The following is a 19,095-nucleotide window of genomic DNA, read 5'->3' as shown; positions in this document are numbered from 1 at the left end:
TCCTTCATTTGGATATGGTGGATATTGTTTACCTAAAGATACAAAACAATTATTAGCTAATTATGATAAAGTACCACAAAATGTAATTGGTGCAATAGTAGAATCTAATAGAACTCGTAAAGATTTTATATCTGATCGTGTATTAGAGATAGCAGGAGCATATGAAGCTAACAGTTCATTTGATCCTTCAAAAGAAAAAGAGATAGTAGTAGGAATTTATAGATTAACAATGAAAAGCAATAGTGATAACTTCCGTCAAAGTAGCATTCAAGGGATAATGAAAAGGATAAAAGCTAAAGGAGCTACAGTAATAATTTATGAGCCAACTTTAGAAGATGGAACTACTTTCTTTGGAAGTAAAATAGTAAATAACTTAGAAGAATTTAAAAAATTAAGTCAAAGTATTGTAGCTAATAGATACGATAGTTGTTTAGATGATGTAAAGGATAAAGTATATACTAGAGATATTTTTAAAAGAGATTAAAAAGGGTGATAGATATGCAAAATATAGAATTAAATGGAAAAACTATATTAATAACTGGTGGGGCTGGATTTATAGGTTCAAATTTAATTTTAGAACTTTTGAAAAAGATAGAAAGTATAAATATAGTATCAGTAGATAATTTAAATGACTATTATGATGTTAGCATAAAAGAATGGAGACTTTCTGAAATAGAGAAGGAAGTAAAAAAACATAGTAATTCAAATTATCACTTCATAAAAGGAGATATTGCTGATAAAGGGATAATAGATGAGATATTTAAAAAATATAGTCCAGATATTGTAGTAAATTTAGCAGCACAAGCAGGAGTAAGATATAGTATCATTAATCCAGATGCATATATTCAAAGTAATATGATAGGATTCTATAATCTTTTAGAAGCTTGTAGACATAGTTATGATAATGGGGCTAAGGGAGTAGAACATTTTGTATATGCATCATCTTCATCAGTGTATGGAAGTAACAAAAAAGTACCTTATTCAGTTGATGATAAAGTAGACAATCCAGTATCGCTATATGCAGCTACTAAAAAATCAAATGAATTAATGGCACATAGTTATTCTAAATTATATAATATTCCTTCAACAGGACTTAGATTTTTTACTGTATATGGACCAGCAGGAAGACCTGATATGGCATATTTTGGATTTACAAATAAGTTAAGAAATAATGAAACTATAGAAATATTTAACTATGGAAATTGTAAAAGAGATTTTACTTATATAGATGATATAGTATATGGAGTAAAGTGTGTTATGGAAAAAGCTCCAGAGAGAAAAGTAGGAGAGGATGAATTACCTATACCACCATATTCAATTTACAATATAGGAAACAATAATCCTGAAAATTTATTAGATTTTGTAACTATATTACAAGAAGAACTACTTAATGAAGAGATATTGCCTAAAGATTATGATTTTGAATCTCATAAAAAATTAGTTCCAATGCAACCTGGAGATGTACCAGTAACTTATGCAGATGTAAGTACTTTAGAAAGAGATTTTGATTTTAAACCTCAAACATCTCTAAGAGAAGGATTGAGAAGGTTTGCAAAATGGTATAAAGAATTTTATCTTTAAAAGGAGTTAGAAGGTGCTACAAAACGAATTTTTATATTTAATGATAAGTTTTATAGTTGTTTATTTTATTTTTAAATTTCAGAAAAAAAGAGAAAATAAAAGAGAAAGTAATTTAGAATTACTAAGAATAATTAGTATGATAATGATAGTAGCTCATCATTTTGCATTACATGGGTTTCAATTTCATGAACTAGAGTTAACTTCTAATAAAATTATTTTAGACTTTTTAGTTATAGGTGGAAAAATAGGTGTAAATATTTTTATTTTAATTTCTTCATATTTTCTAATTGAAGGTAAATTTAATTTAAAAAGAATAATAAATTTGATTTTAAAAGTAAAAGTGTATGCAATATTATTTTTGATATTATTTTATTTTAAAGGAGAAATTATTTCTTTGAAAGATATAATGAGATCAATTTTTCCAATATTTTATGAATTATATTGGTTTATCTCGGCATACATAATATTATATTTTATATTTCCATATTTAAATAAATTTTTAAATAATTTGACTAAGATAGAATTAGAAAAACTTCTACTAGGATCATTTTTTTTGTATTCAATATTACCAAGCTTTATAGGTACAAAATTATTTTTTTCTTCTGTTATTTGGTTTGTAATACTATATTTAATGACATACTATATAAAAAAATACTTAGATTTAAATAAAATAAATAATCTAAAAATATTGAGTATAATGAGTTATTTATTAATTTTTATTAGTATCTTATCATTTGATTATTTAGGGAAAAGAATAGAAATATTTAAAATTTATGACACTTATTTTATTGCTGAAAACAGCATCTTATCTTTAATATTTTCAATATCAACTTTTTTGATATTTTTAAAAATGGATAAAATAAACAATAAATTAATTAATTATCTTGCAAATGGAACTTTAGGTGTATATTTATTTCATGAAAATGTATTTGTAAGACCATATTTATACAACGAAATTTTATTGAATAATAAATTTATAGAATATAATTCATTAATTTTTTTATTCCACAGTATTTTATCAATTATTTTTATTTTTATGTTAGGAATAATAATAGATTATTTAATTGAGATAATAATTAAAAGTATTATAGTAAAGTTTTTAAATTATGATATTTTAGCAAAAAAAGTAACAAATAATTTTTGGAAGATTTTAAAAATTAAATAAATTTGAAAAAACAAAGAACTGGTTATTTATTTTAGCCAGTTTTTTTATTCCTAAATCCCAGTTATTACCACTTAATCACACTTACTGGAAAAATATTAAAAATAACTCTTTACAAATCCTTTAAAAAGTAATAATATATAAATATAGATCATACTTAACTGTAATAACTGATAAAATATATTTAGGGGTGATGACATGCCAAGAGATAATGATTTTAAAAGTAAAAACGAATATAAAAGTGAGTGTGAGGAATATTTGAAAAAGAAATTAGAGAACAGTAGTGACTTTGAAAAGGATTTAATGAATGAATTAGTGGAAAAGTATGGACTATGGGTTACAATTGAAACAGCAATGAAGATTACAGGTAAGAGTAGAAGTACAATTTACAAATATAAGGACAATAACAGTTTTATATACAAACAGAGTGAGAGAAAGATTTCAATATATACAAAAAGTTTAATATTTGTGTTGTAAAAATGTATGAAAAATCTTTTCAATAACAGAAATATGTAGTATAATAGTAAAATATTACAGATTTAGTTAGGAGAAAAGAGATGAATAAAGAAAAAGAGTATGGGTTGTTTACAGCTATTACTATGATCGTAGGAATAGTAATAGGTTCAGGGATATTTTTCAAGAGTGACAATATATTAGTTTACACTAATGGAAGCATATTAAAGGGTGTATTAGTATTTGTAATTGCAGCAATAGGGATAATATTCGGGAGTTTAACTATAGCCCTATTAGCATCTAGGACAACAAAGCCTGGAGGATTGATAACATATATAGAGGAGTATGTGAGTCCAAAGGCTGCTGGAGCATTTGGATGGTTTCAGGTATTTATATACTTTCCTGCAATACTTAGTGTTGTATCTTGGGTAGTAGGAGTATATCTATGTATGCTTATGGGTTGGGAAGCTACACCAGAGAGATTAGGAATTATAGGTGGAATAGCATTTTTAACTTGTTTTGGAATAAACTATTTTTCAGCTCTATTGGGTGGAGCATTTCAAAACTTTGCCACTGTATCAAAGGTTATCTTATTAGGTGTTTTAGCAATAGCAGGTTTTATCTATGGAGATCCTAAGCTAATAACTAATTCAGATGTTGTAGCAACAGCTGGAAGCTCTATGGCTTGGATAGGGGCATTATCACCAATAGCCTTCTCATATGACGGCTGGGTAGTAGCTACATCAATCTCACATGAGATAAAGGACTCTAAGAAGAATCTACCAATAGCTTTAGTGTTTGGACCAATATTTGTACTATTTGCCTATGTTGCATATTTTGTAGGAGTTAGTATCTTAGTTGGACCACAGAAGATAATGGAGCTAGGAGATGCCCATGTAAATGAGGCTGTGACTATACTATTCGGTGCTGGTGGAGCAAAGGTATTTTTAATATTTGTAATCCTATCTGTATTGGGATCATTGAATGGATTTACATTAGGATTTTTAAGAATGCCATATATATTAGCTATTAGAGATATGTTCCCAATGGCTGATAAGATAGGTTATTTAGAAGAGGGACATCACATTCCAAAGTGTTCAGCAAGAGTAGCTGGAATAATATCGTTAGTATACATAGTTATAAACTATATAGTTCAAAAATATGAGCTTATACCTAATTCAGATATTTCAGAGATACCAATAGTAGCAAGTTATATTATCTACATAATACTGTATGTCTATGTAATCAAGCTATATAGAGCTGGGGAGATAGATAGCAAGGTAAGAGGTATGATAATACCTGTAGTGGCTACTGTAGGATCGTTAATAATAATATTAGGTGGATTACAAAACTTAATGACTTTCCTATACTTAGGAATTTGTGGAGTAGTTATTGCAATCGCTTTAGGTTATTTGGGGAGAAAAGAGAAAAATTTAGTAAGACAAGTATAAAATGTTTTGTAAAAAGTGTAAAAAAGAAGTATAATAAAGAGAACGACAAAACATATGAAGGATGGAGGAGCTATGAATCAAATAGAAGAGAGAAAGTATTATGAAGATGATGATGAAATTGATTTAATGGAACTCATCAGAACTCTAGGGAAGCACAAGGGGATAATACTAATATCTACAATATTGGTAACACTATTATCAGTTATAGGGGGATATCTGTATAATAGAGCAAATACTGTAAATAGTATGATAATAAGTTTTAACTACCCAGAGATAGAGAATGGAAAGAATCCAGATGGATCGGTGTTTTTTAAAGATAATATAATTCCATTGAATGTAATAAATAAAGTATATACAGAGAATATGGATAAGATAAAAGCAGAGGGAATAGCAAATTTTAAAACAAGAATAAAGGTAGAGGGAATAATACCAGAAGCAACTGAGACAAGAATAGAGAGTGCTTTAAAGAATGGGGAGATATTGACATACACTCCTACTCAATACAAGATAAGCACAAAAGAGAATAAAGAGATATTAGAGGAGTTATCAACTGACTCAATAGAGGAGTTTATCAACAAGTATAAGCCTAACTATGCAGTGGCAGAGGTAGAAGAGTTTAAAAATTATGACTATGATAATATCTACACGCTTTTAAATGATAGAATATCTCTATTAAAGAGCAATATCAATTCAGAGACAAAGAAAAACTATATCTCAAATAAATTAGGATACTCTTTCAATGAGTTATTAGTTAAATTAGAGAGTTTAGAGAGAGTTGAGTTACAAGATTACTACTCTTACTTTACTGTTCATGGACTAAGCCTAAACAAGATAATGAGAGAGACAAGATATGACTCTGAAATTAGAGAGATAAGATTAGAAAAAGAGAAGTTACAAGCTAAGGCTCAAATTATTAAATCTATGTTAGAGCAGTACAAGCCAACTAATAGAAATATAGTTGTACCTAATGTAGGAGAGTTTGGAATAAAGATAAATACAGAGAATGAGTATTATACTAATTTAATCAATGAGTACTTAAATGTAAATAGTCAGATTAAAGATAAAGAGTTTACTATCAAAAAACTACAAGAGGAGAAGGAGATAGTTAACTACCCTTCTGAAAATCAAAAGAAAGTGATTGATCAAAAATTAAATGTTATCACTACTAAATTAAATGGAATAATAAATGAATTAAACAAAATAAATGAAGAATATGTAAATGCAAAGTACTCAGATATGATAAAGATTGCTTCACCAGTAACTGAGGTTAAGACTGGAAAACCAGTGGTACTATTTTTAGCAATAGGAATCGTACTTGGAGGAATGTTAGGAATATTCCTTGCATTTATGAAAGAGTTTGCAAAGAACTACAAAGCAAAGTATTCGAAATAGGAGAAAGGGGAATAGCATAGATCTGTTATTCCTTTTTTTGATATTTAGGGAGGAGATTATGGAAAAGCTATTTCTTTATGATATGGATAGGGTGTTATTGATATTTCTACTGTTGGCAGATCTAGAGAGAGATGATATAACCTATGTTACCTATGAGGGGAAGGAGAGTATATTAGAGGGGTTACCAGGAAGAAAGATAATCCTAGAGAACTCTAAGATGTATGGTAAGAATCAGATACTCAATAGAATAAAGATGTCAAAATATATAAAAGAGTTGAGAAGTGAGTTAGCACCAGTTCTAAAGAGGATAGAGAGTGGGGAAGCTAAGCTCTATGGAATGGATAATCTAGCTCTTGGGAAGAGAGTGTTCTACAAGGAGAGAATAAATGTTATAGAGGAGGGAACTCTAAACTATATGCCTTACAAGGCAGATCCAAGCAGTATTAAGGAGCTAGTACAAAAGGGGATAGCACTTCTTTTCGGTTTGAGTGAGAGAAAAAAGGTAATGGGCTATGGAGATAGTGTGGATAAGATATATCTAACTGATAGTTTATGTGAGAGAGTCCCAGAGGGATTGGAGAAAAAAGCAGAGATCATCAATCTTCAAGAGCTATGGAAGAGAAAGAGTGAGCAGGAGAAGAGAGTTATAAAAAGAGCTTTTAACTTCAATGAGGAGATCTTGGAGAAGATAAGTGGAGAGAGTGTAATGCTATTTACACAGCCTATGTCAGAAGATGGAATACTGTCAGAGGAGAGAAAGATAGAGCTATATACTAAGGTGATAGAGAGATACCCCAACAAGTCCGTTATAATCAAGGCACATCCGAGAGAGAAAACAGATTACTCCAAGCATTTTCCCAATTGCTATGTGATGAGGGAGAAATACCCAGTTGAACTGTTGTCAGTTATGGGGATAAAGCTAGAGAGAGTGGTGACTCTTTTCTCTACAGCTGTATTTGGATTTGATAAGGATATAGCTATAGATTTTTATGGAACAGAGGTAGATAATAAACTCTTTGAAAGATTTGGAAGTTGTGATAATATAATGGTAAGAAATAGTTATCTATAGGAGAGAGTATGAGTGGTGGAGGAAAAATAACAAAGAATATAGCTTGGCTTATGTTTGATCAGGTATTTATACTTGTGCTACAGTTTGCTGTAGGTATAAAGATAGCCAACTACTACGGAGCAGAACTATATGGAAAGTATAACTATGCAGTGTCATTGGTTGCCTTTTCAGCAATATTTTTTGAACTCTTAAACAGTAGGGTAATAAAGAAGTATTACACAGATGATAATTTTAACAATGTAGTTCACAATGTATGTTTTTTTAGAAATACAATGGCAGGGATAATATTTTTTATTCCAATAGTTATAAAATTCACTGTGGGAATGGACAATCTCATCTTCTATATGTTGATGTTGATGTGTCTAGATAATATATTGGTAACAGCTACCTATGGGGTGGAGAACTTCTTTGAATTTAAGCTAGAATCTAGAAGGATAGTTATATCCAATAATATAGTGAAGGTGATATCCTATACACTACAGTATTTAGCTATGATATTTCATCTGGGTATAGTTGTATTACCAGCTATAAGGTGTATAGGAAACCTTATCAGAATGGGAATATTGAAGTACCAATATAGACAAGCCTACCTTATAAAGTTAAAAAACTTGGAGAAGAGGGTGGACAGAGATCTAATCCTAAGGATAGTAGATGAGGGAAAATTTTTATGGATAAGCTATATATCTTTTTTAATATATACCCAAGTTGACAGACTTATGATAAAATACTATATGGGAGTGGCAGATGTTGGGATATACACCATAGGTTTTCAGCTCTCAGCAATCTTGGCTATTCTATTGGGACCAGTTGAGAACTCACTGTTTCCTAAGATGATGGAGCTATACAGAAAGGATTATAAAGAGTACTATAATTTTTATCTCTTTTCAAATACATTGATAACTCAGTTCTACTTTGTAGTGACTCTACTATCAATAGTAGTTGTAAAATATACTTTTAAATATGTATATGCACAGGAATATTTACCAGCTATAGGTGTTTATACTATCTTAGCAGCCTCTATATTTATAAAGGCAAATGCCTCACTACAGACTGGACATATGACAATTAAAAAGATTACTAAGAAAAGTTTTTATAAGACTTTGACAAGTCTTATTATAAATATAATTTTAAATGCTCTATTGATTCCAAAATACGGTATAAATGGGGCAGCAATAGCAACTTTAATCACACAGTTTATAGCTCTATTTGCAATTGATTTTTTCATTGCAGAGTATAGAGAACAGGCGTTGGTTCAGTTGAAATCACTTAATAGTTTTTATCTTTTAAAGGAGCTAATAAAAAAATATAGGAGCAGAAAGGAGAGCCAAAATGTATAACGGAAAAAGAATATTAGGAATAATACCTGCTAGAGGTGGAAGTAAGGGGATACCTTCAAAAAATATAATTGAGATCTATGGAAAACCTCTAATTCAATACTCAATTGAGTGTGCAAACTCTTCAAAATACCTAGATAGAACTGTTATCTCAACAGATGATCTAGAGATAAAAGCTGTAGCTGAAAAATTTGGTGGAGATGTACCATTTTTAAGACCAGCAGAGTTGGCTCAAGATACATCTAAGACAATAGATGCTGTAGTTCATGCTATTAACTGGTTGAAGGAGAGAGGAGAGGAGTATGACTATCTTGTACTACTTCAAAATACTGTTCCTTTGAGAAAGGGTTGGCATATTGATGAGGCAATAGAGAAGCTATTTGCAACAGATGAGAAGAGCTTGGTAAGTGTAACTGAGGTAGATGAGAATCCAGTACTTATGAGAACAATAAATGAAGATGGAACAGTAAAAAATCTATTATCACTAAATAGTACAATGAGAAGACAAGATTTTCCTAAATTCTATAGAGTAAATGGAGCTATATATATTCAGGAACTAAATGAGAACTTTGGATTGGAAACAAGTCTTAATGATGGTAGATTAGCTTATGAAATGAGTGAAAAATACTCTGTGGATATAGATACGTACTTGGATATAAAGAAGATCGAATACTATCTAGATCAAGAGCTTAATAATAAATAAAATAAAAAGATAAATATGGAGGGGTTAAAAAGTGTGTGTTGAAAAAATTAGAAAGATATGTGTAGGAGCATTTATAGTTGTAGGATTAGCTTGTATATTTGTGGAGAGGGCAAATGCACCAAAGGAGTATACAGCTGTAGCTGATGGATTCAATGGAGATATGAAGGTGACAATAGTAGCTAAGAAAAATTCTAGAGGAGAGGTTAGAATAACAGATGTAAAATATAACCATGAAGATACTGCAGCAATAGCAGATCCAGCTATTGATCAGCTTATAACTAAATTGAAAGAGACTCAAGATATATCGAAGGTGGATACAGTTGCAGGGGCAACTTATAGCTCTGAAGGATTTATTGAGGGTTGCAAAGCTTGTATTTCACAGGTGGAAGATTAAAAGTAGAAAAGCTATTACAATATATTGTAGTAGCTTTATTCTTATAAGGAGAGTTTGAATATATGAAGATAGGATTAGTTTTAGAAGGTGGGGGAATGAGAGGTATCTATACAGTTGGAGTATTAGCTGCCTTTAGAAAATACAATTTTATGCCAGATTATATTGTAGGTGTATCTGCTGGAGCTTCCCATGCAGCTTCCTATATCTCAAAACAGGATGGAAGAGCACTTAGAACAAATATAAACTACTTAAATGATAAGAGATATTTGAGCCTAGAGAACTATATAAAGACAGGTTCGCTCTTTGGAATGGATTTTCTATATAACGAGATTCCACAAAAGCTAGATCCATTTGATTATACAAGCTTTTTTGCCAATCCTTGTGAGTTTAAGATCGGTGTTACCAATGCTGAAACTGGAAGGGCTGAATTTTATGATAAGGAGTGTATACATGATGGGTCAATAGTTTTGAGAGCCTCGTCATCTATACCTTTAGTAGCCAATCCAGTGAAGTATAGAGGGAATATCTACTTTGATGGTGGAACAGCAGCTCCAATACCTGTTTCACAGGCTTTGAAAGATGGCTGTGACAAATTAATAGTAGTTTTAACTAGAGATAGAGATTTTATAAAGCCAAAGTTGAGATGTTTTCCACTCATAGCTTGGAAGATGAGAGAGTACCCAGCTATGGTAGAGCTACTTAAAAGACACCATGAGGTGTATAGAGAAAATCAAGAGGAGATAAGGAGATTGGAAGCTGAGGGAAAAGCCTATGTAATAGCTCCAAGTGCACCTCTACAGATAGATAGGTTTGAGAAAAATAGAGATAAACTATTGAAAGTCTATAATCTAGGTTTTGCTGACGGGGAAGAGTTTATAAAAAAATTTAGAGAATAAAAAGTTATATTATTTAAAAACTAATTGTCAATTTGATGATTAGTTTTTATTTTTTGTCAAAATAAATGTAAAAAAAACTTAAATATATTTTAAAATAATGGTATAATTATATATATAAAAGTCAAAATAAATGTAAAAAAAACTAAAAAAGAAGGAGGGAGTATGAATAGAATAATAAATACTAGAGAACTAGATAATAATAATTCTAAGTATGCTATTTTTAAATCTTTAGAAAGAATGGTAAAAAAAGGAGAACTAAAAAGAGCAGAAAAAGGTTTATACTATATTCCGAAGAACTCTATTTTTGGTGAACTTTCTCTTTCCATAAAAGAATTTATACAAAAATATTTATATATTGGAGATAGAAGAATAGGATACATTACAGGAGTTAATCTTTTTAATAAGTATGGACTTACTACACAACTTTCTAACAGTATAGAGATAGCTACAAATACAAGAAAAAATCCTAGAGAATTTGATGGAATAAAAATAAAATTTATTCAAAATAAAGCTCCAATAACAGAAAAAAATATTAAATATCTTGAAATTTTAGATATATTAAAGAATTTAAAAAAGATTCCAGATTCTAATATAGCAGAGAGTTATATGTTGATAAAGAAAGTAATATTAAGTTTAGCTTATGAAGAGATAATGATCTTATTAGAATTAGCAGAAAAATACTATACAGTAGTTGTGTTGGCTTTACTTGGAAGTATGGTAGAGGAAAAGAATATTTTGAAAGTAGGAGAACTAAAGAAAAGCTTGAATAAAACTACTATTTTTAAATTAAATTTGGATTTAAAAAATGGAAAAGAGTGGAGGATAAGCTAATGACTTTACATAAAGATTTAGAAAATTTTAAGGCTTTAATATCTCTTACAGCTAGAGATATGGGAATTTTAGAGTTCTATATAGAAAAAGATTATTGGGTAACGTATATTTTAAAAAGACTGAGTGAAAGTTCTTTTAAGAATGAAGTAGTTTTTAAAGGAGGAACTTCTTTATCTAAAGGATATAATGCTATTAATAGATTTTCCGAAGATATAGACTTACAACTTACAAATCCTAGTTTAAGTGATAATCAAAAGAAAAAATTACTAAAGAAAATAGAAGAAGAGATAACAAAGGGTATGGTTTATCTTCCAAAACACCCCAGAGAATCTAAAAGAGGAAATATAAGAAAGACTATATACCAATATCCTATTGAAATAAATGAAAAAAATAGAGGACAGGTAAGTGATGTCATAGTTTTAGAAATAAATTCATTATCTACTCCAGAACCAACAGAAATATTAGAGATAGAGAGTTATCTTGCTAAATATTTGAAGGAAATAGGAAAAGAGGAGTTTATTTCAATATTTGGATTGGAAGGGTTTAAAATAGAGGTATTATCAGTTAAAAGAACATTCGTAGAGAAAGTATTTGCTATTTTAGATTACACTTTTGAAGAAAATCCAGAAAGAGAATTAGGAAATAAAATTAGACATCTTTATGATATACATAAACTATATCAACTTCAAGAAATACAAGATTTTTTGAAGACAGAAGACTCTTTTGATATGGCTTCAAAAGTGGTAATTCAAAATGACTTTTTTGGAAAGAGAAAAGATATTGTTTATAGAAATTCATTCTTGTATAGTGATTTTAATAGAATAAATAGAATAGAAGGAACATACAACACTATATTTAAAAGTATGGTTTTTGGAGAGTTTCCAAGATTTAAGGAGATTAAGAATACATTAAAAATTATATTAGAATTTATAGAAAAATGGGAAAAAGAATATAGATAACTAAAAAAGGGATTATACAAATTAATTATTAATTTATATAGCCCCTTTTTTTATGTTTCAAGTACTGTATTAATCTAAAATATCGTTTAACTTAAATTCATTAACATGTTTTTCAGAGTCAAGAATAAATTTATCTAAAAATTCTATATGAGCTATAATGCTCTCTTTACCTGGACCACCTAGTGTAGTTCTTTTTTCTACACAATTTTTGATAGAAATAGCTTCATAGATATTGTTATCAAAAAGTTCTGAAAAGTTTTTATAAGTTTCCATAGGTAACTCTTCAAAAGTAGTATTATTATCAATACAGTAAGCAACCATACCTCCAACAATTTTATATGCATCTCTAAAACTCATACCTTTATCAGTTAAGAAATCGGCCACATCTGTAGCATTTATAAAACCTTGAGATGCAGCTAAAAGCATTCTATCTTTTTTTATAGTAATTGTATGAAGCATTCCATTAAAAACTGTTAGACAACCTTTAATAGTATCTAGTGCATCAAAAAAGTTTTCTTTATCCTCTTGCATATCCTTATTATAAGCTAAAGGAATACCCTTCATAGCAGTTAAAAGAGCAATTAGATCACCGAATACTCTTCCACTCTTTCCTCTTATAAGTTCAGCTGCATCTGGATTTTTTTTCTGAGGCATTATACTACTTCCAGTAGAGAAAGAGTCACTAAGTTCAATATATCCAAAATCATTAGAACTGAATATTATTATCTCTTCACAAAAACGAGAAAGGTGTACCATTATTAAAGAAAAAGCATTCATAAGTTCAATTAAGTAATCTCTATCACTTACACTGTCCATACTATTCCAAGTAGGTGCTGAGAATCCCAATTGTGAAGCTGTAAACTCTCTATCTAAAGGATAGGTAGTACCAGCTAAAGCAGCAGATCCTAGAGGAGATGTGTCAGCTAAAGCTACTGCATTACTAAGTCTTATATAATCTCTTCTAAACATCTCAGCATAGGCTAAAATATAGTGAGAAAAAGATACCGGTTGAGCTTTTTGTAAGTGAGTAAAACCAGGCATATACGTAGATATATTCTCTTTAGCACAACTATTTATTATTTCAAGTAGATCAAGAAGTAAAGCTTGAACCTTTACAATCTCATCTTTAGTAAAAAGTTTCATATCAACAGCAACTTGGTCATTTCTACTTCTACCTGTATGTAGTTTTTTCCCGACATCTCCAATTCTATCAATTAGATTTTTTTCAATATTCATATGGATATCTTCATATTCAACAGAGAATTCAATTTTCCCTTCTTCAATATCCTTTAGTATCTCTTTTAGATTTTTTTCAATAAGTTCAGAATCCTCAAGAGGTATTATCCCCTGTTTTCCCAATCCTCTTACATGGGCAATACTTCCCATAATATCATATCTATATAGTCTTTTATCAAAGTTGATTGATGAATGAAAATCAAGTATTAAATGACTTGCTTTCTCTTTAAATCTTCCAGAAAAAAATTGCATAAAAAGTCCCCCTTTAAATTTTTTGTTTAAGTTTTATTGAAATTAAAATAATTACTTGTAAAATAAGACATGTAATTGCTAACATGTAGCTTTGGAAAAAACCACCGATTAAAAATGCTGAAAATGCTAGTATACCATTTAAAGCAGCATAAAATATCTGAGTTCTAACATGATCAAGATGTTTACACCCAGATCCAGCAGAAGCAAGTATAGTAGTATCAGAGATAGGAGAACAGTGATCTCCAAAAAGTCCTCCAGACAGAATAGCACCAATAGTTATATATAGAGGTGTTCCAAGAGTAAGAGCCATAGGTATAACTATTGGTATCATAATACTGTATGTTCCCCAAGAACTTCCAGTAGCAAATGAGATAGTACAACCTAGAATAAAGGCAATTGCAGGAATAAAGCCAGATGAAAGATTGATACTTTTAATAAAATGTATTATGTAACTAGCAGCTCCTAAATTTTTATTCACTGTACCTAAAGACCAAGCTAGTATGAGGATAATAGCTATTTGAGTCATTTTGGTAACTCCATTAATATAGATTGAAAAGATCTCATTGAAAGATTTACTTTTATTGATTAACATTAAAGTAGCAAGAACTATAGCAGCATACAGATAACCACTACTTAGAGCTGCTCTAAATTCACTTCCAGAGAATCTTTTAAACATAAAATCATATCCTAACATTCCAAGAAGAGTAATCAAAAGAACAAGTATAGGTAGCCAAACGTATATAGGTTTAGCATTTTCTACAATATACTCTTTTTTCTCCATAACATCAAGCTCTTCATCTGAAAATATATCATTTTCAGCTTTTTTCATTGGTCCAAAATCTAATTTTAGTAAAGCTAGCATAGGAACAATGGTCAAAGCTAGGATTGGATAGATATTAAATGGTATAGATTTAATAAAAGCTTCATAATCAGAAATTTCAAGCCCTAAATTCTCAAACTCTTTTTGTAAAAGTCCAATAATAAATACTCCCCATCCAATAAAAGGAACTAAAACAGCTATTGGTGATGAAGTTGAATCTAAGATAAAGGCTAATTTTTCTTTAGATATCTTCAATTTTTTAAAAAATGGAGAAAATATAGGTCCAACAATTAAAGGAGTTCCTAAGTCAGAGAAAAATATTATAATTCCGGCAAAATAGGCAGCTAACTGTGCTTTAGTCTTAGAATTAATAAGTTTTCCAACACTTTGAGCAAAGGCATAAGCCCCACCAGAACGCATCATAAGTTCTATAAATCCACCAATGAAAAGCATTAAAACAATAACCCCAGCATTGTAACTATCAGTTAGTTGTTTTAAAAAGTACTCACTCATTAAAATTTTAGTAGATGTTAAAGGATTATAACCTACTAAAATCATAATCCCAATAAATACACTTGTAAAAAGGGATAAAATAACATTTTTAGTCTTTATTGCCATAATTACTGCCACTATTATAGGCAAAATAGATAAAATACCAAAATTTTCCATAAAAAACCTCCCAAAATAAAATAAAAAAGAGTCAACTAAATAGTATAGCTAACTCTTTAAAAAAAGCCAATAGATAACTATTGGCTAAAAATACAAAATATACTCATAGAGAAAATCTCTAATCTTTGCAAATAAGACCTAGCCATAATAAAATATTTTAAATTTTAATTCTATATGCCTATGCCTTAAAAACATCATCAATTTCCCCCTTCAATAATTTTATGCTAAGTATAAGCTAAAATTATAAAAATGTCAATACATTTTTTAGTTTAAAGGTAAAATTTGAATCTCTACTCTTCTGTTTTCAGCTCTTCCAGCAGCAGTGCTGTTAGTAGCTCTAGGATTATTTATACCATGTCCTACAGATGTGATTCTATATGCAGCTACACCTTGAGAGATGAAGTAGTTTTTAACACTAGCAGCTCTTCTTTGAGATAGATCAAGGTTGTAACTAGGAGATCCTGTGTTATCTGTATATCCATTAACTATAACTCTAGTTTCAGGGTATTGAACTAGTACAGATGCAATAGAGCTAAGTGGACTATAGAAGTTTGAAGCTATATTAGCACTATTAGTAGCAAATGTTACCCCACCTGGTAGATAAAGGTTAAGATTTTCCCCCTCTCTATTAACTTCAACTTCAGTGTTTTTAAGTTTTTCTCTAAGTTCTTTCTCTTGATGATCTCTATATGCTCCCCAACCAAGTCCAGCAAGAGCACCAATTCCAGCACCTATAAGAGTTCCTTTTGTGTCTTTACCAATAAGCTGTCCTATAAGAGCTCCAGCAGCAGCTCCTCCAGCTGTTCCAGAAGTTTTTTTATTGACTGATCCAGTTTCATCCATATACGGAGAAGATGTACATCCAACCATAGTAAGTCCTAAAAGTAGTGTTGAAACAATTTTTTTAGTATTTTTCATAAAAATTACCTCCCTTTTGCAAAAAAAATTCTTAATATATTATATAACAAAAAAGCAAAAAATGTAAAAATAAGTTAAAAAAATAAAAAGTACTATAAAGAAAGTCAATAAAAACAAGGGCTAATTTAATGATTGAAAAAAAATAAAAAAAAATTAAAAAAAGTGTTGACACTTTTTATTATAAGTGATATAATTATTCTTGTCTTGAGAGAAAGGCGTCGGAATATAGCGCAGTCCGGTAGCGCATCTGCCTTGGGAGCAGGGGGCCGCAAGTTCGAATCTTGCTATTCCGACCATTAAATCTGCGGGAATAGCTCAGTTGGTAGAGCGTCAGCCTTCCAAGCTGAATGTCGCGAGTTCGACCCTCGTTTCCCGCTCCAATTAATGTGTCTGTAGCTCAGCTGGATAGAGCAACGCCCTTCTAAGGCGTGGGTCAGGAGTTCGAATCTCTTCAGACACGCCACTTATATAACACAAAAAGATTCATATGGTGATCGTAGTTCAGTTGGTAGAGCGCCAGTTTGTGGCACTGGTTGTCGCGAGTTCGAGCCTCGTCGATCACCCCATTAAAACTTAATAAGATGCGTCATTAGCTCAGCTGGTAGAGCACACGACTTTTAATCGTGTTGCCACAGGTTCAAATCCTGTATGACGCACCATTCGTGCGAGGATGGCGGAATTGGCAGACGCGCTAGACTTAGGATCTAGTGTCCCAGACGTGAGAGTTCAAGTCTCTCTCTTCGCACCAATTAGTTAGTAAGAGATTCTAGTGAATCTCTTTTTTTTATTTTATTCTAAGTATAAGAGGAAAAGTATGAGAAATATAAAGATAACATATAGATATGATGGCAGTATGTTTTATGGCTTTCAAAGACAACCAGAGAAGAGAACTGTCCAAGGTGAGATAGAGAAATTACTCAATGTGGTATTGAAAACTAATATAGATATGATCTCTTCTGGGAGAACAGATAGAGGAGTTCATGCTCTTATACAGGTTTCCAATTTTCATACTGACTCTACCATACCTTTAGAGAAATTAAAATATGTATTAAATAGAGGTTTACCTCTAGATATAGAGCTACTGGATATAGAGGAGGTTGAAGAGGAGTTTAACTCAAGATTTGATGCCAAGAGTAGAGGGTATAGATATATTCTATCTTGGGAGAGAGATCCTTTTAAAAGTAGATATGAGACCTATATAAATAGGGAGATAGATACTAAGAGATTTGCTCGTGTGATGGAACCTCTAATTGGAATACATGATTTTAACAATTTTAGATTGAGTGATTGTGGAAGCAAGACATCAGTGAGAGAGATATACAGTATAGATGTAAAAAAATTGGATAGTTCGAGGATAGCTGTTGATATTTTAGGGAGTTCATTTTTAAAATCACAGATTAGAATAATAATTGGAACTGCTTTAGATGTGTATTTTGGAGTTAGAGATGAGAGTTATCTGAGAGAGATGTTGGAAAATCCCAACAAAAAATTTATAAGGAAGGTGGCAGAGCCAAATGGACTCTATCTTTCTAAGGTGAATTATTGAGGGGTGAAGAGATGAAGCTTAAAGAGTTGAAAGATGTAGATCTAGAGATGCTAAATAAGATAGTTGAGATAGAAGAGGAAGCATTTGAAGGAAATGGAAATGTAGATCTTTGGATATTGAAGGCTCTCATAAGGTATGGAAAGGTGTTTATCTGGGAAGAGGCTGGAGAGATTGTCAGTATAGCTGAATATATGCAAGTTATGGACAAGAGAGAGGTATTCCTATATGGACTTTCAACAAGAAAAAAGTATAGACATCAAGGTTGGGCAAAAAAAATAATGCAGGAGAGTGAAAAATATCTTGTGGCAAATGGTTATGAGGAGATCTCGTTGACTGTTGATCCTCAAAATGAGATAGCTATAGATATGTATAAAAAGCTTGGTTTTAAGATTGAAGAATACCAAGAAAATGAGTATGGAAAAGGGGTTCATAGATACTTGATGAAAAAAGTCATAATTTGATCTGAAAACGCTTGACATTAGTTGTAAAATAGTGTACCATATAAATATAGAATGATTACAAATTTAAAATTCATTTTATTTTTATAGATTGGGGGTGTTAAGATGGAGACTCATATTGAAAATGTAGGAGAATATTTAAAAAATAGTGGAATAAAGCCTTCATATCAGAGAATAAGAATATTCCAATATTTAGTAGAGAATAGAAATCATCCAACAGTAGATATGATATATAAAGCTCTATGTTCAGAGATTCCTACGTTATCTAAGACCACTGTCTATAATACACTAAATCTTTTTACAGAGAAAAAAATAGTTAATGTAATCGTAATTGAAGAGAATGAGACTAGATATGATAGTATAATGGATGTTCACGGACATTTTAAATGTGAAAAATGTGGAAAAATATTTGATGTGAACATAGCCAAAGAGTTAATAGAAGGAAAAGAGTTACGAGAGTTCGATATAAAGGAGCAACACTATTATTTTAAAGGAATTTGTAAAGATTGTGCGAATACTAAAATATAGATAGTTTCATTTTTTAGGGAGGTATGCTTTATGACAAAAAATGATTTTATTAAATTTGAGTGTGGAGCTTTAGCTCAATTAGTAGCTTTAGGAAAAGATAGTTGCAATGGACTACCTAATGGAGTTGAAATAGTACAATTAAAATCTGAAGATGCAACAGTTGAAAAACATGTTCCATTTGTTGAAGAGAAAGAGAATGGTTACTTAGTAAAAGTTGGTAAAGAGGCAAAACATCCTATGTTAGATGCTCACTATATAGAGTTTATTGAGATAGAGGTAGATGGAGAGTATCTTTATAGAAAATACTTAAAACCAGGAATGGAACCAGAAGCTTTCTTTGAAGTACCAAAGGGAGAGAAAGTTGTAGCTAGAGAGTATTGTAATATTCATGGTGTATGGACAGATAAAAAATAAAAATTAAAATAAAGAGTAATTTAAGGAGG

Annotated in this window: 20 protein-coding genes and 6 tRNA genes; 23 read left to right on the top strand and 3 right to left on the bottom strand. The window is 30.5% G+C overall.

Translation table 11 applies throughout. The features are described 5' to 3' along the window. The 13 genes from QZ286_RS00930 to QZ286_RS00870 all read left to right on the top strand — a co-directional run. A partial coding sequence (locus QZ286_RS00930) for a UDP binding domain-containing protein (protein ID WP_291255092.1) occupies nt 1-484 on the top strand: 484 nt, incomplete at its 5' end. Nucleotides 485-498: 14 nt separating this feature from the next. Beyond that, nucleotides 499-1,581, top strand: coding sequence for a GDP-mannose 4,6-dehydratase (locus QZ286_RS00925; RefSeq protein ID WP_291255091.1), 1,083 nt, complete (start codon nt 499-501; stop codon nt 1,579-1,581). Nucleotides 1,582-1,621: 40 nt separating this feature from the next. Then, nucleotides 1,622-2,746, top strand: coding sequence for an acyltransferase (locus QZ286_RS00920; RefSeq protein ID WP_291255096.1), 1,125 nt, complete (start codon nt 1,622-1,624; stop codon nt 2,744-2,746). A 195-nt stretch (nt 2,747-2,941) separates the two neighbouring features. Beyond that, nucleotides 2,942-3,220 (top strand): DNA-binding protein, encoded by a 279-nt coding sequence (locus QZ286_RS00915; RefSeq protein ID WP_291255090.1) that lies wholly within the window; start codon nt 2,942-2,944, stop codon nt 3,218-3,220. Nucleotides 3,221-3,300: 80 nt separating this feature from the next. Then, the gene (locus QZ286_RS00910) at nt 3,301-4,647 is read left to right on the top strand and encodes an APC family permease (protein ID WP_291255089.1); all 1,347 of its coding nucleotides are present in this window, start codon (nt 3,301-3,303) and stop codon (nt 4,645-4,647) included. Between the two features lie 72 nt (nt 4,648-4,719). Continuing rightward, a complete protein-coding gene (locus QZ286_RS00905; protein WP_291255088.1) occupies nt 4,720-6,039 on the top strand; it encodes a hypothetical protein in 1,320 nt (439 codons plus the stop codon). Nucleotides 6,040-6,097: 58 nt separating this feature from the next. Continuing rightward, nucleotides 6,098-7,108 (top strand): glycosyltransferase family 52, encoded by a 1,011-nt coding sequence (locus QZ286_RS00900; protein ID WP_291255087.1) that lies wholly within the window; start codon nt 6,098-6,100, stop codon nt 7,106-7,108. A gap of 8 nt (nt 7,109-7,116) precedes the next feature. Further along, on the top strand, nt 7,117-8,445 hold the full coding sequence (locus QZ286_RS00895; RefSeq protein ID WP_291255086.1) for a flippase: 1,329 nt from the start codon (nt 7,117-7,119) through the stop codon (nt 8,443-8,445). Then, the gene (locus QZ286_RS00890) at nt 8,438-9,145 is read left to right on the top strand and encodes an acylneuraminate cytidylyltransferase family protein (RefSeq protein ID WP_291255085.1); all 708 of its coding nucleotides are present in this window, start codon (nt 8,438-8,440) and stop codon (nt 9,143-9,145) included. Before QZ286_RS00895 ends, QZ286_RS00890 begins: the two co-directional genes overlap by 8 nt. Before the next feature lie 31 nt (nt 9,146-9,176). Then, entirely contained in the window at nt 9,177-9,539 is a 363-nt protein-coding gene (locus QZ286_RS00885; RefSeq protein WP_291255084.1) for an FMN-binding protein, read from the top strand. 62 nt (nt 9,540-9,601) lie between these two features. Then, a complete protein-coding gene (locus tag QZ286_RS00880; RefSeq protein WP_291255083.1) occupies nt 9,602-10,435 on the top strand; it encodes a patatin family protein in 834 nt (277 codons plus the stop codon). 162 nt (nt 10,436-10,597) lie between these two features. Further along, a complete protein-coding gene (locus QZ286_RS00875; protein WP_291255082.1) occupies nt 10,598-11,266 on the top strand; it encodes a DUF6088 family protein in 669 nt (222 codons plus the stop codon). Beyond that, the gene (locus QZ286_RS00870; RefSeq protein ID WP_291255081.1) at nt 11,266-12,225 is read left to right on the top strand and encodes a nucleotidyl transferase AbiEii/AbiGii toxin family protein; all 960 of its coding nucleotides are present in this window, start codon (nt 11,266-11,268) and stop codon (nt 12,223-12,225) included. The genes QZ286_RS00875 and QZ286_RS00870 overlap by 1 nt, the downstream gene beginning before the upstream one ends. 69 nt (nt 12,226-12,294) lie before the next feature. On the opposite strand, the gene argH is transcribed toward QZ286_RS00870, so the two are convergent. The 3 genes from argH to QZ286_RS00855 form a co-directional block, all read right to left on the bottom strand. Next, the gene (gene argH / locus QZ286_RS00865) at nt 12,295-13,713 is read right to left on the bottom strand and encodes an argininosuccinate lyase (RefSeq protein WP_291255080.1); all 1,419 of its coding nucleotides are present in this window, start codon (nt 13,711-13,713) and stop codon (nt 12,295-12,297) included. A gap of 13 nt (nt 13,714-13,726) precedes the next feature. Then, nucleotides 13,727-15,202 (bottom strand): Na+/H+ antiporter NhaC family protein, encoded by a 1,476-nt coding sequence (locus tag QZ286_RS00860; protein WP_291255079.1) that lies wholly within the window; start codon nt 15,200-15,202, stop codon nt 13,727-13,729. 264 nt (nt 15,203-15,466) lie between these two features. Continuing rightward, nucleotides 15,467-16,120, bottom strand: a complete 654-nt coding sequence (locus tag QZ286_RS00855; RefSeq protein ID WP_291255078.1) for an OmpA family protein — start codon at nt 16,118-16,120, stop codon at nt 15,467-15,469. 219 nt (nt 16,121-16,339) lie between these two features. Here QZ286_RS00855 and QZ286_RS00850 point away from each other — a divergent pair. The 10 genes from QZ286_RS00850 (at nt 16,340) to QZ286_RS00805 (ending at nt 19,066) form a co-directional block, all read left to right on the top strand. After that, nucleotides 16,340-16,416: transfer RNA gene (locus QZ286_RS00850), tRNA-Pro, on the top strand. 8 nt (nt 16,417-16,424) lie between these two features. Then, nucleotides 16,425-16,500: transfer RNA gene (locus tag QZ286_RS00845), tRNA-Gly, on the top strand. 6 nt (nt 16,501-16,506) lie between these two features. Further along, nucleotides 16,507-16,583 (top strand) — tRNA-Arg (locus tag QZ286_RS00840). Between the two features lie 27 nt (nt 16,584-16,610). Next, nucleotides 16,611-16,686, top strand: a tRNA-His gene (locus QZ286_RS00835). Between the two features lie 17 nt (nt 16,687-16,703). Continuing rightward, nucleotides 16,704-16,779, top strand: a tRNA-Lys gene (locus tag QZ286_RS00830). A 5-nt stretch (nt 16,780-16,784) separates the two neighbouring features. Beyond that, nucleotides 16,785-16,868, top strand: a tRNA-Leu gene (locus QZ286_RS00825). Between the two features lie 66 nt (nt 16,869-16,934). Continuing rightward, entirely contained in the window at nt 16,935-17,666 is a 732-nt protein-coding gene (truA, locus tag QZ286_RS00820; RefSeq protein ID WP_291255077.1) for a tRNA pseudouridine(38-40) synthase TruA, read from the top strand. Between the two features lie 11 nt (nt 17,667-17,677). Next, the gene (locus QZ286_RS00815; protein ID WP_291255076.1) at nt 17,678-18,127 is read left to right on the top strand and encodes an N-acetyltransferase; all 450 of its coding nucleotides are present in this window, start codon (nt 17,678-17,680) and stop codon (nt 18,125-18,127) included. Nucleotides 18,128-18,229: 102 nt separating this feature from the next. Then, nucleotides 18,230-18,652 (top strand): Fur family transcriptional regulator, encoded by a 423-nt coding sequence (locus QZ286_RS00810; protein WP_291255075.1) that lies wholly within the window; start codon nt 18,230-18,232, stop codon nt 18,650-18,652. A gap of 30 nt (nt 18,653-18,682) precedes the next feature. After that, on the top strand, nt 18,683-19,066 hold the full coding sequence (locus tag QZ286_RS00805) for a desulfoferrodoxin family protein (RefSeq protein ID WP_291255074.1): 384 nt from the start codon (nt 18,683-18,685) through the stop codon (nt 19,064-19,066). The last annotated feature ends 29 nt before the right edge of the window (nt 19,067-19,095 follow it).

This window comes from Fusobacterium sp. (assembly GCF_019012925.1).
In the GTDB taxonomy this organism is placed as follows: domain Bacteria; phylum Fusobacteriota; class Fusobacteriia; order Fusobacteriales; family Fusobacteriaceae; genus Fusobacterium_A.
This window is presented reverse-complemented; position numbering and strand designations above follow the sequence as displayed.

Excerpts from the sequence above, each read along its gene's own strand:
- QZ286_RS00925 (WP_291255091.1), top strand. The coding sequence starts at position 499 with ATGCAAAATATAGAATTAAATGGAAAAACTATATTAATAACTGGTGGG.
- QZ286_RS00920 (WP_291255096.1), top strand. The coding sequence starts at position 1,622 with ATGATAAGTTTTATAGTTGTTTATTTTATTTTTAAATTTCAGAAAAAA.
- QZ286_RS00915 (WP_291255090.1), top strand. The coding sequence starts at position 2,942 with ATGCCAAGAGATAATGATTTTAAAAGTAAAAACGAATATAAAAGTGAG.
- QZ286_RS00910 (WP_291255089.1), top strand. The coding sequence starts at position 3,301 with ATGAATAAAGAAAAAGAGTATGGGTTGTTTACAGCTATTACTATGATC.
- QZ286_RS00905 (WP_291255088.1), top strand. The coding sequence starts at position 4,720 with ATGAATCAAATAGAAGAGAGAAAGTATTATGAAGATGATGATGAAATT.
- QZ286_RS00900 (WP_291255087.1), top strand. The coding sequence starts at position 6,098 with ATGGAAAAGCTATTTCTTTATGATATGGATAGGGTGTTATTGATATTT.
- QZ286_RS00895 (WP_291255086.1), top strand. The coding sequence starts at position 7,117 with ATGAGTGGTGGAGGAAAAATAACAAAGAATATAGCTTGGCTTATGTTT.
- QZ286_RS00890 (WP_291255085.1), top strand. The coding sequence starts at position 8,438 with ATGTATAACGGAAAAAGAATATTAGGAATAATACCTGCTAGAGGTGGA.
- QZ286_RS00880 (WP_291255083.1), top strand. The coding sequence starts at position 9,602 with ATGAAGATAGGATTAGTTTTAGAAGGTGGGGGAATGAGAGGTATCTAT.
- QZ286_RS00875 (WP_291255082.1), top strand. The coding sequence starts at position 10,598 with ATGAATAGAATAATAAATACTAGAGAACTAGATAATAATAATTCTAAG.
- QZ286_RS00870 (WP_291255081.1), top strand. The coding sequence starts at position 11,266 with ATGACTTTACATAAAGATTTAGAAAATTTTAAGGCTTTAATATCTCTT.
- argH (WP_291255080.1), bottom strand. The coding sequence starts at position 13,713 with ATGCAATTTTTTTCTGGAAGATTTAAAGAGAAAGCAAGTCATTTAATA.
- QZ286_RS00860 (WP_291255079.1), bottom strand. The coding sequence starts at position 15,202 with ATGGAAAATTTTGGTATTTTATCTATTTTGCCTATAATAGTGGCAGTA.
- QZ286_RS00855 (WP_291255078.1), bottom strand. The coding sequence starts at position 16,120 with ATGAAAAATACTAAAAAAATTGTTTCAACACTACTTTTAGGACTTACT.
- truA (WP_291255077.1), top strand. The coding sequence starts at position 16,935 with ATGAGAAATATAAAGATAACATATAGATATGATGGCAGTATGTTTTAT.
- QZ286_RS00815 (WP_291255076.1), top strand. The coding sequence starts at position 17,678 with ATGAAGCTTAAAGAGTTGAAAGATGTAGATCTAGAGATGCTAAATAAG.
- QZ286_RS00810 (WP_291255075.1), top strand. The coding sequence starts at position 18,230 with ATGGAGACTCATATTGAAAATGTAGGAGAATATTTAAAAAATAGTGGA.
- QZ286_RS00805 (WP_291255074.1), top strand. The coding sequence starts at position 18,683 with ATGACAAAAAATGATTTTATTAAATTTGAGTGTGGAGCTTTAGCTCAA.